Below are 14,948 nucleotides of genomic sequence, written 5' to 3'. Positions count from 1 at the left end.
GCCCCTGGAGCGTCCGATGCGGGCGCCGCGGCCCGAGCCGGTGCCGAGGCCGGCGCGGGCACCGGTCAGTGCGTGTGCGGATGGTCGTGATCATGCGCATGCTCATGGCCGGGGGCGTGTTCGTGGGAGTGCTCGTGCTCCTCGCCGTCGGCGTGGAAGTGCGGCGCCATCGGCCCCGGGTCGATCCGCTCCCAGGTCTGCTCCCGATGCTGCGCGAGCACTCCCCGGACCCAGTCCATGAGCTGCGCGAGGCTCTCCGGATCCTTCTGGCTGAGCGCGAGGACGGTGCGACCCTCGCGCGCAGCGGAGGCGTCGGCGACCATCTGCTCGACGTCGACGCCCACGTGCGGACCGAGGTCCGTCTTGTTGACGACCAGCAGGTCCGCGCGCTCGATTCCCGGGCCGCCCTTGCGGGCCACGTCGCCGCCGCCGGCCACGTCGATGCAGAAGATCTGCGCGTCCACGAGGGCGGGGCTGAACGTCGCGGTGAGGTTGTCTCCCCCGGATTCGACGATCACCAGGTCCAGCGGGGCGAGCTTCCGTTCGAGATCCTCGACGACCAGCAGGTTCGGGGTGACGTCGTCACGGATGGCGGTGTGCGGGCAGGCGCCGGTCTCCACCGCGATGATCCGCTCGGTGGGCAGCACCCCGGCGGCGCGCAGCAGGCGGGCGTCCTCGTCGGTGTAGATGTCGTTGGTGACCACGGCGATCTCGAGCTCATCGGCGAGGTGACGGCACAGGGAGGCGATGAGCGTGCTCTTGCCGGTGCCCACGGGCCCGGCGACCCCCAGACGGAGGCTGCTGCGATGGCCCGCCGCGGGGGCCGCGGGGGCGACGGGGGCGGTGACGGTCTCAGGCATGGAAGATCCTTCTCTCTCGTGCGGCATGATCCAGGGACCACTGCTCGGCCTGGGGAGCAGCGGAGGCGGGGAGGTCATCCGGGCCGGTGACGGCCACGGCGCGCTCGACCATCTCCTCGAGGGTCGCGCCGCAGGTCAGGAGCCAGCGGACCGGTTCGACGGGGTCGATGGGGACGAGCTTCGTGGCAGCGGAGGCGACGGTCTGCGCGTCGTCGTACAGGCTGGTGCGGGCGGTCTGCGCATCGTCGAGACCGCCCAGCGCGGCGAGGATCCCGAGCGCCACGGGCCGCGGGGGCGCGGCCAGCTCGTGCAGGGCGGCGACGGGGCCGGCATCGGCCCACAGGACGCGGGCCAGTCGCGCCATCCCGCGTCCCACCTGCTCGGACACGATGCGCAGCGGGGCGCTCGGGGTGCGGGCGAGGTACGCGTCGCCGATCCGGGAGAGGGAGGCGACGGCATCGGGCGCTGCGGCCGCACGGCGCGCGAGCACCGCGGTCGCGGCCTCGACGAGCCCGACGGTGCGCAGGCGCCCGCGGATGTAGTCGGGGATCTGCTGCGGCGCGAGGCCCGCGGCCAGTCCCGGCTCGAGGCCGCCGGACTGGGCGTGCCCGCCCACGGGGAGGCGGCCGTCGGCGAGGACCAGGGCGGCCAGCTGCCCATCGGCCCCCATCAGAACAGGCAGTACCGCTGCGCGAGCGGCACCTCCGACACGGGCTGCGGGACGACCGGCTCCCCGTCGATGCTGATCCCGAAGGTCTCCGAGTCCACGTCGATGCGGGGCAGCGCCGTGTTGTTCGGGAGGTCCTTCTTGCCGATCTCGCGGGTGGGCCGGACCGCGGCCAGACGCCGGGTCAGCCCCAGGCGGCCGGCGATCCCGTGCTCGAGCGCGGCCGGTGCGACCCAGGTGGTCGACAGGTGCGCGGCCGCGGCCCGGTATCCGGGCAGGCCGGGACGGATCAGCACCGGCTCCGGGGTGGTGATCGAGGCGTTCGCATCGCCCAGCGGCGCCGCGACCACGGCCCCGGACTTGATGACCGCGTCGGGGCGGATCCCGAAGAACGCCGGCTTCCACAGCACGAGGTCGGCGATCTTGCCGGGTTCGACGGAGCCGACCTCGTGATCGACGCCGTGCGCGACGGCCGGGCAGATCGTGTACTTGGCGACGTAGCGGCGGGCCCGCTCGTTGTCCGCCGGCAGGGACGAGGCGCCGCGGCCCAGACGGGCCTTCATGACGTGCGCGGTCTGCCAGGTCCGGCAGATCATCTCGCCGATCCGGCCCATCGCCAGGGCGTCGGAGGACATGATCGAGATGGCGCCCATGTCGTGGAGGACGTCCTCGGCGGCCATGGTCGTCGCCCGGATCCGGGATTCGGCGAAGGCGAGGTCCTCGGGCACCTTCGGGTTCAGGGCGTGGCAGACGATGAGCATGTCCAGATGCTCGTCGACGGTGTTGATCGTGTGCGGCATCGTCGGGTTCGTGGAGGCGGGCAGCACATTGGGCTCCGCCGCGATCGCGATGATGTCGGGGGCGTGACCGCCGCCGGCGCCCTCGGCATGGAAGGCGTGGATGCTGCGGCCGGCGATCGCCTCGACGGTCTGGCGCAGGTAGCCGGTCTCGTTGAGGCTGTCGCTGTGCAGGGCGACCTGCAGGCCGAACTCCTCGGCAGCGCGCAGGGCCGCGTCGATCACCGGCGGCGCGGAGCCCCAGTCCTCGTGGATCTTGTAGCCGCCGGCGCCGGCGAACGCGTCCTCCCGGAGGGCGGCCGCGCTCGTGGTGCTGCCCTTGCCGAACAGGAGCACGTTCACGGGAAGCTCGTCGAGGCTCCGGTGCATCATCGCCAGGGCGCGCGCACCGGCGGTGACGCTCGTGGCCTTGGTGCCCTTGGTAGGTCCGGCTCCGCCGCCGATGAGGGTGGTGGTGCCGGTCGCGAGCGCCTCGCGGACCTGCTCCTGCGAGATGAAGTGGACGTGGGTGTCCACCGCCCCGGCGGTGAGGAGATACCCCTCCCCGGCGATGACGTCGGTGCCGGGGCCGATCTCGAGGCCGGGGGTGATGGCATCGGACACCTCCGGGTTGCCGGCCTGGCCGATCCCGACGATCCGACCGTCCCGCACGCCGACGTCCCCCTTGACGATGCCTCCGTGGTCGAGGACGACGACGTTGGTGACGACCAGGTCGAGGGCGCCCTGTCCGCGGGAGAGGGAGCTCTGGGCCATGCCGTCGCGGATCGTCTTGCCACCGCCGAAGACGGCGGCGTCCGCGGGATGGGTGCGGTCCTCCTCGACCTCGATCCACAGATCGGTGTCGCCCAGGCGGATCTGGTCGCCGACGGTGGGGCCGAGCAGCTGGGCGGCGCGGCGGCGGTCGAGGGGCTCCATCAGTTCTCGCCTCCTGCGACGGGGGTGGCGTAGCGGGTGCCGGCCAGCGGCACGCAGGCGAGGTCGCGGCTGACCCCGGGCTCGAAGCGGACGGAGGTGCCGGCGGGGATGTCGAGCCGGTGCCCGTGCGCGGCCTCCCGGTCGAAGGCGAGCGCCGGGTTCGCCTCCGGCAGGTGGAGGTGGGACCCGATCTGGATGGGCCGGTCGCCGTCGTTGACGAACAGCAGCGTCACGCGCCGCGGGGCATCCGCGGGGGCGGGGTACGGGGCGTCCGCGACCCGGATCTCACCGGGCCTCACGGGATCGGGTCCGTGATCGTGATCAGCTTCCGGCCGTCGGGGAAGGTGGCTTCGACCTGCACGTCTCCGAGCATCTCCGGTACGCCGTCCATGACGTCGTCGCGGGCGAGCACATGGCGTCCGGCCTCCATGACCTGGGCGACGGTGCAGCCCTCGCGGGCTCGCTCCATCGCCCAGCAGGACAGCAGGGCGAGGGCTTCGGGGTGGTTGAGCTTGACTCCGCGCTCACGCCGGTCGCGAGCGACCATGCCGGCGACGCTGAGCAGCAGCTTCTCCGTGTCCGAGGGGGTCAGACGCATCGTCGGGTCGCTCCTTCCGCCGCGCCGTCGCGCGGGCTCGTCCACGAGCACGGGGCGGGCGGGGTCCCGGGGGAGCCGCCCGCATCTGCAGGTTAGCACCGTGCCCACCTCCCACGTCCCCCGATTGTCCGGCCCCTCGGGACCGAGCTCATCGGGGACCGAGCTCGCCGAGGCCCCCCGGTGGCCCACGCGGGCATCCCGGACATCATGCACGGGTCCCTCGGCGCGGAGCCGGGAGTACTGTGACTCGAAGAGCCCGCCCCGCTTCCGACGAGGAGATCGCCGTGGACGACTACCTGAAGATCCTGAAGGATTCCGAGCGCGACCTGCTGCGAGAGGTCGAGCCTGCGCGCATGAAGAAGCTCGACGAGGACGAGCTGATCGACCTGCATCAGCGGATCCGCCGTGCCCGCACCAAGCACACGACGAACTACCGTCGCGCGGCGGCCAAGAACGTCGAGAAGAAGGGCGGCCGCGGAGCCGCCTATCCGCGCGGCTCCAAGGCCCGCCACCGCGCCGAGGCCTTCGAGGAGGCGCTCTCGCGGGTGTCCGCCCGTCTGGCGAAGGTCTCTCACCGGGAGTCGGAGCGCCTGAAGGGGGAGCGGCTCGCACAGGCCCAGTCGGGCCGCGGCACGGGACCGAAGGCCCCGAAGGTCCCCGGCACGGGCAAGGCCGCGGGCACCGGCAGGGCCCGCCAGCACGTGAAGACGACGGGCGGCACCAAGCGGGACGCCGCGAGCTCCGCCAAGGGCCGGGCGCGCCAGGCCAAGAAGGACGGCTGAGCAGCGGGCAGGACGGCGAGCCGGAATCCGAGCATCTCAGCTCGCCGTCCCCGCCTGAGCTCCCTCCCCCGCCCGGAAGGGCCGGGGAAGGCAGCAGCCCGACGGGCCGGGCCCGGTGGGAGACCTCAGGCGCGGAGGGACCCGGTGAGGACCAGGTCCCGGGAAGAACGTCCCACGCTGAGCTCGACATCTCCGTGAGCGCGCGCCCAGTCGTGGATGCCGACGTCGTACCAGGACACGGCGCGCGCTGTGATCGGGATGCTCACGCGTCGGGACTCCCCCGCCTCCAGATGCACCTTCGCGAACCCGGCGAGCTGACGGGGCGGCATGGGCAGATCGACCGGCAGCGCCCCGATGTACACCTGGGCGACGGTCGACCCGGCGCGGCCGCCCGTGTTGGTCAGCGTGAACGACACCGTCGCCACGGCCGTACTGCGCCCCGTCGCCGCGGCATCGGCATCCGCGGCCGCGGTCACCTCGAGGTCTGAGTACTCCCAGCTGGTGTAGCCCAGTCCGTGGCCGAACGGATAGACGGGGTCGAGCCCGCCATGGTCCAGGCCGCGGTAGCCGACCAGGACCCCCTCGTCATAGTGGACCTTCCCGTCCACGCCGGGGTAGGTGCGCGGGTGCGCGGCCGGAGTCTGGTCCAGGCTCGCCGGCAGGCTGAGCGGCAGCCGCCCCCCGGGCTCCGCGGCCCCGGTGAGGACGGCGGCGAGCGCATCGCCCTGGGCCTGTCCCGGGAACCAGGCCTGCAGCAGCGCGGCGGGCTGCGCGCCCCAGGCGGTGAGGTCCACCGGCGCACCGGACATCACCACCACGGCGGTGCGCGGGTTCGCGGCGAGGACGGCGCGGACCAGATCGTCCTGCCCGTTCGGGAGGTTCAGCCGGGGACGGTCGTCGGCCTCCGCCTCATAGGTGCGCACGACGACGACCGCGGCATCGGCCCGCGCGGCCGCGGCGGCGGCCTCGCCGACGGACGGGGAGACGACGCCGGCCGGAGGCACCCAGCCCAGACGCAGGCGCGCCCCCAGCAGGAAGCCCTGGGAGGGATGGTTCGCCGAGTACTCCAGGCGCAGCTCGTAGGCGCGGCCGGCGCGCAGGGTCACCGCGATCTCCTCGACGACGGCCTCGCCCTCGCCGCCGTCGCCCCAGCCGTAGGGGGTCTCCGGCGCGTCCTGCACCTCTCCGAGCTGCTCCTGCGCCTCGGGGCCGGGGCCGGCGAGGTCGGCGAGCGCCTCGGCCGAGGGGCCGCCCACGCCGGAGCGGGCGACGAGCCGGCCGTCGAGCTCGAGGCTGTAGCGCCCCAGATGGGTGATGGTGAAGCGGTAGGTGCCGGTGACGGGGACGGTGAGGCTGCCGCTCCAGCGGGCGGACATCTGTCCGTTGAGCTCCCCGGGCAGCGGCTCGTACCGGGCGGAGGCGGCGTTGAACCCGGGGAAGTTGTGGAAGCCCTGCATGAGGTCGATCTGCCGGTCGGTGCGCACGTGGAAGGGCTCGCCCTGAGGCTCGGTGCCGGTCCAGTACTCGGCGTGCAGGCCGACCTCGCCATCGGGGGTGCGGAAGAAGGCGGAGGGGATCGGATCGGCGCCGGGGAGCAGCGCTCCGGGGGTGACGGGATCGGTGCCGTGGACCACGTCGATCTCGGCATCGGCCCCGAGCGCGGCGCGCAGGCCGTCCAGCGGCGTGACCTCCCGGGCGGGCTTGACCATGGAGCTGCCGCCGCCGTGGGCGGTGGTCGCGTCGACGTCGGGGCCGATGAGCGCGATCCTCCGGGCGCCCTGCAGCGGGAGGAGGCCGTCGTTGCGCAGCAGCACCATGCCCGCCTCCGCGATCCGGCGGGCGGTCTCGTGATGGGCGTCCGCGCCCATGTCGCCGATCCCGACGGGCTCCTCGATCTGGCCCAGGCCGATCAGGGGCCGGAGGATGTTGCGGACCTTCTCGTCGATGGTCGCCTCGCTGACCTCGCCGTTCTCGACGGCGGCACGGAGCTGCCCTCCCCAGAAGCCCTCGTTGGGCTGCTCCTGGTCCAGGCCGGCGTTGGCCGCGGGGGCGGTCGAGTGGTTGGCCCCGTAATCGCTCATGATCCAGCCGCGGAAGCCGAACCGGTCCCGCAGCACGCCGCGCAGGAGCTCCGGGTTCTCGCAGGCGTAGGTTCCCCCGACCCGGTTGAAGGACCCCATGAAGGAGGCTGCCCCGCCGTCCTGGACGAGGGCCTCGAAGGGCTGGAGGTACAGCTCGTGCATGGCGCGCTCGTCGACGATCGCGTCGATGCTGCTGCGGTGGTCCTCCTGGTTGTTGATCGCGAAGTGCTTCGCGCAGGCCTGGATTCCCTGGGACTGGATGCCGCGGACCACGCCGACGCCGATGCGGGAGGCGAGCAGGGGGTCCTCGCCGTAGGACTCGAAGGTGCGTCCGCCCAGGGGGACGCGGGCGATGTCGACGGCGGGGCCGAGGGACACGTTGTGGTCGCTGGCCCGGCACTCGGCGCCGACGACGCCCCCGTAGTCCCCGGCGAGGTCCTCGTCCCAGGTGGCGGCGAGGGCGATGGGGGCCGGAAGGGCGGTGGCGCGGCCGTCGTGCACGTCGCCCTTGTTGATGCGGACGCCGGCGGGGCCGTCGGCCATCTGGATGTCCGGGATGCCGAGGCGTTCGAGCCCGTGGGCGAAGAAGCCGTAGTCGAAGTTGAGGTCGCCGGTGGCGAAGGCGACCTTCTCCTCGAGGGTCATCTGGGCCAGCAGCTGCTCGACACGCTGGTCGGTGTCCGGGTTGTCCCAGGAAGAGCTCGGGTTCTCGGCCATGGAGGCGCTCCATCTCGTCATCGGCCTCGCCTCGTCGCGTGGCCGGAATGAGGCGAGTGTGCCCCCAAACCCGTAACAGATCAAGTTTTCGTCGGAGGGCGGACGGACGCCGCTCAGACGGTCGGCACCGCTCCTCGGGACACGGCCGCGAGGCCCTCCCACACCAGCTCGAGACGCGCGACCATGTCGAGGTCGCGGTCCAGCAGCCACTGCTGCTGGATGCCGTCGGCGGCGGCGATCATGACGTCCGCGACCTGCCCGGCATCGACGCCCGCACCGAAGGTCCCGTCCTCCTGCGCGAAGCGGACGAAGCCGATGAACCGCTCGCGCAGCCAGGCATAGCGCTCCACGAAGAAGCCGTGCGCAGGGTGCTTGCCGATGCTCGCCTCCGCGGAGAACTCGACGTACAGCTGCACGAGGCCCGGGACCTGCGAGTTGTGGCGCATGATCGCGAGGAAGCCGCGGATGTCCTGCTGAGGCAGCCAGAAGGCGGCGTCGTCGCGCTCGTCCCGGGCGCGCAGCACGGCGACATAGAGGTCCTCACGGGAGCCGAAGTAGTGCATGAGCCCGGCCTGGCTGAGACCGACCCGGCGGGCGATCTCCCGGTTGGAGGCCTTGCGGCAGCCCATCTCGGCGACGACCTCGAGGGCGACGTCGAGGATCTCCTGACGCTTCGCCTCCCCCTTGGCATAGGGGCCTCTCCTGCTCATCATGAGACCACCCTATCCACGCATCCCGGGACCGGACCGGATGCCGGTCCGGTCCCGGGGAGCGGTCAGCGCACGGACCGGATGGGCAGCACCACCAGCGCGCCGAGGAAGGCGAGGATGCCCGCGACCCACAGCAGCAGCGTGTAGTTCGGCCCCGCGGACGCGCCGATCCCGACGAGCACGCCGCCGAGGATCGGGGCGAGGGTCTGCGGCATCGCGTTGGCCATGTTGAACACGCCCAGGTCCTTGCCGGAGTCGTCCGGGTTCGGCAGCACGTCCACGACGAGGGCGAGATCCACGCCGATGTAGATGCCGTAGGCGATGCCGAGGATCGCCTCGACGATGTAGAAGGTGTCCACGCTCGTGGCATGCGCGAGCAGGATCGTGCCGACGGCGAAGAGCGCGGTCGAGCCGGCCACGAACACCTTGCGACGGCCGGTCTTGTCGGAGAGCTTGCCCGCGACCCAGCCGGTGATGACCAGGCCGATGGTGTAGATGAGCACGCTGGTCGAGATCACGGCCGCGACCTGGTCCTCCGCGACGCCCAGCTGACGGGTCGCATAGAAGGGCCGGTAGGTCGTGAACATGAAGGTCGCGAGCGTGATGAGGAACCGCGACCACCAGGCGAGGGCGTAGTCGGGGTGCTTGACGGGGCTGACCCAGAAGGTCTGCGCCCATTCGCGCAGGTCCATCCGCGGCGGCTTGACGGGCAGGACCTGGTCGGGCAGGACGAAGGCGAAGCCGATCATCGCGAGGATCGCGAAGAGGGAGGGGCCCACGAACATGATGACCATGTGGTCCTGGAAGATCTGCGCGACGTAGGTGCCGCCCAGGATGCCGACGTTCTGGGCGATGCCCAGCAGGGCGGTGACGCTGCCGCGCTGGAACTTCGGGACCTGATCGGCGATCGTCGCGATGAACGGGGCGAGCGTCGCGTTCGCTCCGAGCTGGGCGATCAGCCAGCCGGCCGCGACCACGGGGACGCTCCCGCTGACGCCCATGATGAGGAAGCCGATCGTCATGACGATCGTGCCGCAGACGACCCAGGGGCGACGCCGGCCCCATCGGCCCGTGGTGCGATCCGAGAGACGCCCGAAGACCACGTTACCCACGAGCGCGCCCGCCGCGCCGAGGCCGGCGATGAGCGCGGCGGCGGACTCGCGCTCGGTCCCCTCGGCGGGGACGATGTCGATGACCTTAAGGCCCACGCCGATGATCGCCGGTCCCAGCAGGGCGATGAAGAAGATCAGCTGCGCGGTGATCAGGCCGACCTTGTAGCGCATGGGCGGCGGCTCGGTGGGTTCCGGGAACCAGTGGTGCTCCCGGACCGCCGCGGTCGCGGCGGTCATTCCGGACGGCATCCCTGCGGCTGAACCGCTCGACGTCGACATCGCTGCCTCCTGAGGCATGCAGGGTCCGCTCCCCCGATCACCGTTGATCGGCGCGGCCCAGGTGCGCGAAAACCTAGACCTTTACGGTTTCCCGGTCAAGCCGAGCTCACGGGGCGGGGCACGCGGGTCAAGCACGGGCCGCGACCCCAGGGATGCGAGCGTCACGAGCCGAGGGCGGCGTCTTCTGGCTCGCCCCGCGCGCACCTCCCGTCCCGGGTCACGATGACGGCACGATTCGCGCCCGCCCTTGTCGTTCCGGCGCGCCCCGGGGACGCTGGGCCGATGAGGGGGCGACGCATCGCAGCGCTGATCCTGATCGCGGTGATCGGGCCGGTCCTGCCTGCCTGCACGGTCGCCCCCGGTGGGCGGACCGGCGTGTACCAGTGCGCCGACTGGGCGGACTTCTCCGATCCGGCGCTCGCCTTCGAGTCCGCGGACGCCGTCGTCGTCGGAACTCCGGCCGCTTCGACCTCGACCGTGCCGATGATGGGCGTCGATGCCGCCGTGCACGAGGTCGCGGTGCGCGTGGTGCTGAAGGGCGAGGTGGAGGACGGCGGCACGATCGAGGTCGCCTCGACCCCGGAGACCTGCTCAGACGGCGGCCTCTACCCGAGCGGCGACCCGCTGGACACCGATGCGGAGCTGCTCCTGTACCTGACCACGCCCAGCACCTTCGGCATCCGCGCGACGCTCACCCCCGGCGAGGACACCGTCCGTCCCGCACCGCCGGAGGACACCCTCGTCTCCGATGCCGGCGGCGCCTGACCGCACGCGGCGCCCGTTTCCGGCGGCCTTCGCGTCGGCGCGGCCGCCCGCGACGCGGATCCGGCAGGGGCCCGCAGCATTCCCTGACGGGGGTTAGCTTCCCCGTATCCTGTCCCCGGGGCGGGCCGCACGGTGCACCCCGCGCACTGACGGCGACCGGACGCGAGGACCCTGATGACCCTGATCCTGATCGGCGCGGCGGTGTCCGTGGTCGTGGGCCTGATCGGCACCCGTCTGTACGCGGAGCTCGCACGGGCACGCGGATGGGGCCAGTTCGTCCGTGCCGACGGGCCCACCAGCCACTACGCCAAGCGCGGGACCCCGCAGATGGGCGGGATCGCGATCATCGCGACGACCCTGCTCGCCTACGCGGCCGCGCACCTGGCGACCTGGTCTGCGCCGACCGTCTCCGGCCTGCTGGTCCTGCTGCTCATGGTGGGGGCGGGGCTGATCGGCTTCCTCGACGACTGGGCGAAGATCCGCCAGGAGCGCTCCCTGGGGCTCACCTCCCGCCAGAAGATCGCCGGGCAGATCGCGATCGCCGTCGTGTTCGCCCTGCTGGCGACCCGGTTCCCGCGCGACGGCCTGACCCCGGCGAGCTTCCGGATCTCCGTCGTCCGGGACACGGCGCTGGACCTGGCCGCCTTCGGGACGGTGATCGGCGTGGTCCTGTTCATCGCCTGGGCGACGCTCATGATCGCAGCGGCCAGCAATGCCGTGAACCTGACCGACGGCCTGGACGGCCAGGCCGCGGGCGCGGCGACGCTGGTGTTCATCGCCTACGCGCTGATCGGCATCTGGCAGTCCCTCAAGAGCTGCCGGCTCGCCGCGGCGCCCGGGTGCTACGAGGTCCGCGATCCGCTGGACCTCGCGCTGGTCGCCGCCTGCCTCGCCGGAGCATGCATCGGCTTCCTGTGGTGGAACGCGCCGCCGGCGAAGCTGTTCATGGGCGACACCGGCTCCCTCGCCCTGGGCGCGGCCCTCGCAGGTCTGGCGATCATGTCCCGCACCGAGCTGCTCATGATCATCCTGGGCGGCCTGTTCGTCTTCGAGACCGTCACCGTGATCCTGCAGGTCGGCGTGTTCAAGGCGACCAAGCGCCGGAACGGCGGCGTCGGGAAGCGGCTGTTCCGCATCACCCCCATCCACCACCACTTCGAGATGCTCGGCTGGAGCCAGGTCACCGTCGCGATCCGCTTCTGGATCATCGCCGCCGTGTGCGTGGGCGCGGGGCTCGCCGTGTTCTACGGGGAGTGGGTGGTCGCGGCGGGGTGAGGAGCCACGGGGCCGGCTCCTCTTCTCCCGGAGGACTGCGCGGCGCCCATGCTCATACGCACGAGATGGAACGGCATCTGCATCGCACCGGCGGTCATCGGCCCGCCCGCCGGGTCGTCCCCGCACGAAGCCTCTCTGCCCTCGTGTACGTCGCACCCCGAGCTCGAGACCACGGCCCCCGGCGGACGTGTACATGACGTACACATTCTCCGGAAGAGGATCCTCGCTCCGCGGGCCAGCGGGAGCCGTCACCCTCGAGACCATGACGGAGGTCGGTCGGGTGCTCGAGGTCGCCTTCGCCCCTTGATCTCCGCCATCACACCCGGGGGAGGGCACATGGAAGGCTTCCTGCCTCCGCGCCGTCGGCCGCCCACGTGGCGCTGCCCCGCACGAGCCACGGCCTCTTGTCCGTGCCGTATGCTCTCGCCATGCGCGAGCGAGGGCCCTCTCGTCCGCGCCGGCTCCCTACTCAGACGCGTCGACCTCGTGAGGTGCTGGACATATGCCCCGAAGAGGTGAGGTGACCGGCCAGGACGTCGCCGACCTCGTCGGGGTGGACCGCTCGGCGGTATCGCTGGTCCTGCGCAACCCGGGGACGAAACGAGTCGGCCAGGCCACGAAGGAGCGGATCCTCGAGGCCGTCGCGCAGCTGGGGTATGTCCCGAACAGCGCGGCCGCCCAGCTGCGCGAAGGCAGGTCGCGGATCGCTCTGATGCCGTTCTGGCACGCATCCTCCGGGTCCAGCGCCGACCAGATCGTCGACGGGATCGCGGACGCCGCGGAGCGGCACGGGTTCAACTTCCTCATCCACGGCTCGCGACGGGTCGACGACGCGACGAGCCGCGCGTGGGCGTCCCTGCGTCCCGCGATCTTCATCGCCGATGGCGCACAGCTGTCCGGCGAGGTCGTCGGCTCCCTGCAGCGGTCCGGAACCCGGGCCATCGTCTCGATCGGCCCCCCGGAGCTGCCTCGCGTCTTCGCCGTCGACGAGCAGATCGCCCGGGCCGGTGTCCTAGCCGCACAGCACCTCCTGCACTCCGGAGCGGACCGGTTCGTCGCGGTGGTCCCCGACATCCTGGAGGTCTCCGCCTTCACGCGATCCCGGCTCGACGGCTTCCTGAGCTCGCTCCCCGCCCGGTCGACGAAGGTCGTCCACGCGGACATGCACTCCATGACGATCAGCCAGTGGATCCTCTCGCTGCCGCGCTCCGGACCCCGGCTCGGCATCTTCGCCGACAGCGACCGCTGCGCGATCGAGATCATGCGAGCTGCACTGCAGGCAGGGCTCGCCGTACCGGAGAGGATCTCCGTCGTCGGCATCGACGGCGAGGAATCCGGCCGCGAGCTGCACCCGGCGATCACCTCCCTCGTCTACGACGCGCATCAGTTCGGTCGCGACATCTTCGCCGCAGGTCTCGCCCTGGCCCAGGGAGAGGAACCCGCCACGCCCGTCACCGACTATCGGATCGTCCCGCGCACGAGCTCCTGAAGGCAGGATCGGCGCCACCATCCACACCCCCTTATTCATCCGATGTTTCAAGGGTTGCGAGCGGCTCTTCATGCGCGAGCTCGCGGATCACAGACTAGTCAAACGTGGGACTGATCGGTAGTCTGTGGCGCACGCGTCTCGCACGTGAGCGAGCGGCCATCCATCGGGCACGCAGAAGCGGCCCGGAGCAAAGGAGCTCTCCCATGACCCTCACCGTGAGCAGGCGATCGCTCGCCTCCCTCGCAGCCGCCGGAGCGGCTGCCCCGATCCTGGCCTCGTGCACCGGTGACCACAGACCCGTCTCCAGCTCCCCCGCCTACGTCGCCGGCTCTGCGGAGCTCGAGGTCGAGCTCGCCCCGGAGGTCGACGGCGTCCAGTATCCCGAGTCCTACGACGGCCCTCGCGCCCGCCAGCGCACACGGCTCACGGAGGAGGACGCCGAGTTCCGCATCGTGGTCCCGGCGGCACCGGACGTCGACATGGCCACCAACGCGCACAGCCGCTGGCTCGAGGAGACCACGGGCGTCCGGATCGTCTTCGAGACGCTCCCACCCGGCGACGACGCCCGACCGGCGCTCACCGGAATGATCGCCTCCGGCAACATGCCCGATGCATTCATGCTCGGCGCCAGCATGTTCTCCCCCTCCGAGATCGCCCTCTACGGCGAGCAGGGCGTCTTCCAGGGGCTTGGCGAGCACATCGACCGCTGGGCGCCGAACCTCCTCGAGACCTTCTCTCGGATGTCGAACGCGCGCGCACTGGCCACCGCCCCCGACGGCGACATCTACGCGTTCCCGTCCATCGGCCAGTGCTACCACTGCAGCGGCGGACCGACACGTCTGTGGATCCGCGGCGGACTGCTGTCCAGCATCGGCCTCGAGGAGCCGCGGACGATCGAAGAGTTCGAGAGCATGCTGGAGACGATCCACGGCACCGGCGCCCAGACCGGAGTGACGACGACGCTGACCGGCGAGCGGGACACGCCGCCGCTGGCCTATTTCTACAGCTGCTTTGACAACCCGGGGAACGACTGGCTGCGCCGGGAGAGCGGGGCTGTGATCCACGCCGGATCCGACGACGCCATGCGCACGACGCTCGCGCTGCTGCGCGGATGGGTCGAGAAGGGCTGGCTGGATCCGGCCGCCTTCACCCAGGATGCCGATCAGCGCGATCGCCTGATCGGCGACACCGCACACTCCCCTGTCGCCATCACCTCGGGCTGGCTCCCCGGAGAGGACCCCTGGACGGATTTCGTGGCCATGGCGCCGGTCTCCGCCGGCGACGTGGACCCTGTCCTCCCGTGGGACTACTGGCGGGCGGTCGACCAGAACCTCATGATCACCTCGTCCTGCGCGGACCCGCAGCTGCTGGTGCGCTGGGCCGATGCGCAGATGGACCTGATCGGGACGACCTCCGCCCGGATGGGCCCGCCCGAGCTGGGCTTCTCCTGGTCCGCGGAGGGTGAGCTGGGCATCGACGGCCGCCAGGCGATCTACACGAGGACACCGCAGGAGAACGGGGCGAACCTCGGCTGGCAGGACTGGGGCCCCTACAACCAGGGCCTTGACCTGCGCAACGCGGAACGGGTCGACCCGGCGCACCGCGGCCTCGAGGCGACCCTGTACGACGCGACGAAGCTGTTCGAGCCGTACCGGATGCCGGAGGAGGCGACCGTCTACCCCGGGATCTTCGACACCTCGCAAGCCGCGGAGGTCGCCGAGTTCGAGACGAACATCGAAGCCATCCGGGTGCGGCACATCGCGCAGTTCATCGCAGGGGCAGCTGATGTCTCCGCGGATTCGGACTGGCAGACATACCAGGACGAGCTCGAGGCGGCCGGACTCTCCCGGTACCTCGAGCTGCGGGAGCTGGGCATGCAGACGCGGGGGCTCTGAGCCGTG

Annotated in this window: 13 protein-coding genes; 5 read left to right on the top strand and 8 right to left on the bottom strand. The window is 71.7% G+C overall.

Annotated features, from left to right (window positions below; genetic code table 11):
- Positions 1-65 precede the first annotated feature (65 nt).
- The 5 genes from ureG to ACFFF6_RS12110 are packed head-to-tail and all read right to left on the bottom strand — an operon-like array spanning position 66 to position 3,837.
- Complete coding sequence (ureG, locus tag ACFFF6_RS12130) at positions 66-860, bottom strand: urease accessory protein UreG (protein ID WP_376981047.1); 795 nt, start codon at positions 858-860, stop codon at positions 66-68.
- Positions 853-1,530, bottom strand: coding sequence for an urease accessory protein UreF (locus tag ACFFF6_RS12125; protein ID WP_376981046.1), 678 nt, complete (start codon positions 1,528-1,530; stop codon positions 853-855). The genes ureG and ACFFF6_RS12125 overlap by 8 nt, the downstream gene beginning before the upstream one ends.
- On the bottom strand, positions 1,530-3,239 hold the full coding sequence (locus ACFFF6_RS12120; RefSeq protein ID WP_376981044.1) for an urease subunit alpha: 1,710 nt from the start codon (positions 3,237-3,239) through the stop codon (positions 1,530-1,532). The genes ACFFF6_RS12125 and ACFFF6_RS12120 overlap by 1 nt, the downstream gene beginning before the upstream one ends.
- Positions 3,239-3,538 (bottom strand): urease subunit beta, encoded by a 300-nt coding sequence (locus ACFFF6_RS12115; protein ID WP_376981042.1) that lies wholly within the window; start codon positions 3,536-3,538, stop codon positions 3,239-3,241. The genes ACFFF6_RS12120 and ACFFF6_RS12115 overlap by 1 nt, the downstream gene beginning before the upstream one ends.
- On the bottom strand, positions 3,535-3,837 hold the full coding sequence (locus ACFFF6_RS12110; protein WP_376981041.1) for an urease subunit gamma: 303 nt from the start codon (positions 3,835-3,837) through the stop codon (positions 3,535-3,537). The genes ACFFF6_RS12115 and ACFFF6_RS12110 overlap by 4 nt, the downstream gene beginning before the upstream one ends.
- Before the next feature lie 284 nt (positions 3,838-4,121).
- Here ACFFF6_RS12110 and ACFFF6_RS12105 point away from each other — a divergent pair, with 284 nt between their 5' ends.
- Positions 4,122-4,619: a hypothetical protein gene (locus tag ACFFF6_RS12105; RefSeq protein WP_376981039.1), complete on the top strand. Its 498-nt coding sequence runs from the start codon at positions 4,122-4,124 to the stop codon at positions 4,617-4,619.
- 125 nt (positions 4,620-4,744) lie between these two features.
- Here the strand turns inward: ACFFF6_RS12105 and ACFFF6_RS12100 are convergent, their stop codons facing one another.
- The 3 genes from ACFFF6_RS12100 to ACFFF6_RS12090 form a co-directional block, all read right to left on the bottom strand.
- Positions 4,745-7,417, bottom strand: coding sequence for a glycoside hydrolase family 3 protein (locus tag ACFFF6_RS12100; RefSeq protein WP_376981037.1), 2,673 nt, complete (start codon positions 7,415-7,417; stop codon positions 4,745-4,747).
- A 113-nt stretch (positions 7,418-7,530) separates the two neighbouring features.
- The gene (locus ACFFF6_RS12095; RefSeq protein ID WP_376981035.1) at positions 7,531-8,130 is read right to left on the bottom strand and encodes a TetR/AcrR family transcriptional regulator; all 600 of its coding nucleotides are present in this window, start codon (positions 8,128-8,130) and stop codon (positions 7,531-7,533) included.
- 62 nt (positions 8,131-8,192) lie between these two features.
- Positions 8,193-9,476, bottom strand: coding sequence for an MFS transporter (locus ACFFF6_RS12090; protein ID WP_376981033.1), 1,284 nt, complete (start codon positions 9,474-9,476; stop codon positions 8,193-8,195).
- A 324-nt stretch (positions 9,477-9,800) separates the two neighbouring features.
- Between ACFFF6_RS12090 and ACFFF6_RS12085 the strand changes: the two genes are divergently transcribed.
- The 4 genes from ACFFF6_RS12085 (at position 9,801) to ACFFF6_RS12070 (ending at position 14,942) form a co-directional block, all read left to right on the top strand.
- On the top strand, positions 9,801-10,283 hold the full coding sequence (locus ACFFF6_RS12085; protein WP_376981031.1) for a hypothetical protein: 483 nt from the start codon (positions 9,801-9,803) through the stop codon (positions 10,281-10,283).
- A 174-nt stretch (positions 10,284-10,457) separates the two neighbouring features.
- Positions 10,458-11,558 (top strand): phospho-N-acetylmuramoyl-pentapeptide-transferase, encoded by a 1,101-nt coding sequence (mraY, locus tag ACFFF6_RS12080; protein WP_376981029.1) that lies wholly within the window; start codon positions 10,458-10,460, stop codon positions 11,556-11,558.
- Between the two features lie 502 nt (positions 11,559-12,060).
- Positions 12,061-13,047 carry a LacI family DNA-binding transcriptional regulator gene (locus tag ACFFF6_RS12075; RefSeq protein ID WP_376981027.1) on the top strand — a complete coding sequence of 329 codons (987 nt, stop codon included), beginning with the start codon at positions 12,061-12,063 and terminating at the stop codon, positions 13,045-13,047.
- Positions 13,048-13,250: 203 nt separating this feature from the next.
- The gene (locus tag ACFFF6_RS12070; protein ID WP_376981025.1) at positions 13,251-14,942 is read left to right on the top strand and encodes a type 2 periplasmic-binding domain-containing protein; all 1,692 of its coding nucleotides are present in this window, start codon (positions 13,251-13,253) and stop codon (positions 14,940-14,942) included.
- Positions 14,943-14,948: the final 6 nt, after the last annotated feature.

It is taken from the genome of Brachybacterium hainanense, assembly GCF_042434575.1.
Taxonomy (GTDB): domain Bacteria; phylum Actinomycetota; class Actinomycetes; order Actinomycetales; family Dermabacteraceae; genus Brachybacterium; species Brachybacterium hainanense.
Note: the sequence above shows the minus strand (reverse complement) of the source record. Positions and strands in the feature narration are given on the sequence as shown.

Coding starts and splice junctions, on each gene's coding strand:
- ureG (WP_376981047.1), bottom strand. CDS start 860: ATGCCTGAGACCGTCACCGCCCCCGTCGCCCCCGCGGCCCCCGCGGCG.
- ACFFF6_RS12125 (WP_376981046.1), bottom strand. CDS start 1,530: ATGGGGGCCGATGGGCAGCTGGCCGCCCTGGTCCTCGCCGACGGCCGC.
- ACFFF6_RS12120 (WP_376981044.1), bottom strand. CDS start 3,239: ATGGAGCCCCTCGACCGCCGCCGCGCCGCCCAGCTGCTCGGCCCCACC.
- ACFFF6_RS12110 (WP_376981041.1), bottom strand. CDS start 3,837: ATGCGTCTGACCCCCTCGGACACGGAGAAGCTGCTGCTCAGCGTCGCC.
- ACFFF6_RS12100 (WP_376981037.1), bottom strand. CDS start 7,417: ATGGCCGAGAACCCGAGCTCTTCCTGGGACAACCCGGACACCGACCAG.
- ACFFF6_RS12095 (WP_376981035.1), bottom strand. CDS start 8,130: ATGATGAGCAGGAGAGGCCCCTATGCCAAGGGGGAGGCGAAGCGTCAG.
- ACFFF6_RS12090 (WP_376981033.1), bottom strand. CDS start 9,476: ATGACCGCCGCGACCGCGGCGGTCCGGGAGCACCACTGGTTCCCGGAA.
- ACFFF6_RS12085 (WP_376981031.1), top strand. CDS start 9,801: ATGAGGGGGCGACGCATCGCAGCGCTGATCCTGATCGCGGTGATCGGG.
- mraY (WP_376981029.1), top strand. CDS start 10,458: ATGACCCTGATCCTGATCGGCGCGGCGGTGTCCGTGGTCGTGGGCCTG.
- ACFFF6_RS12075 (WP_376981027.1), top strand. CDS start 12,061: ATGCCCCGAAGAGGTGAGGTGACCGGCCAGGACGTCGCCGACCTCGTC.
- ACFFF6_RS12070 (WP_376981025.1), top strand. CDS start 13,251: ATGACCCTCACCGTGAGCAGGCGATCGCTCGCCTCCCTCGCAGCCGCC.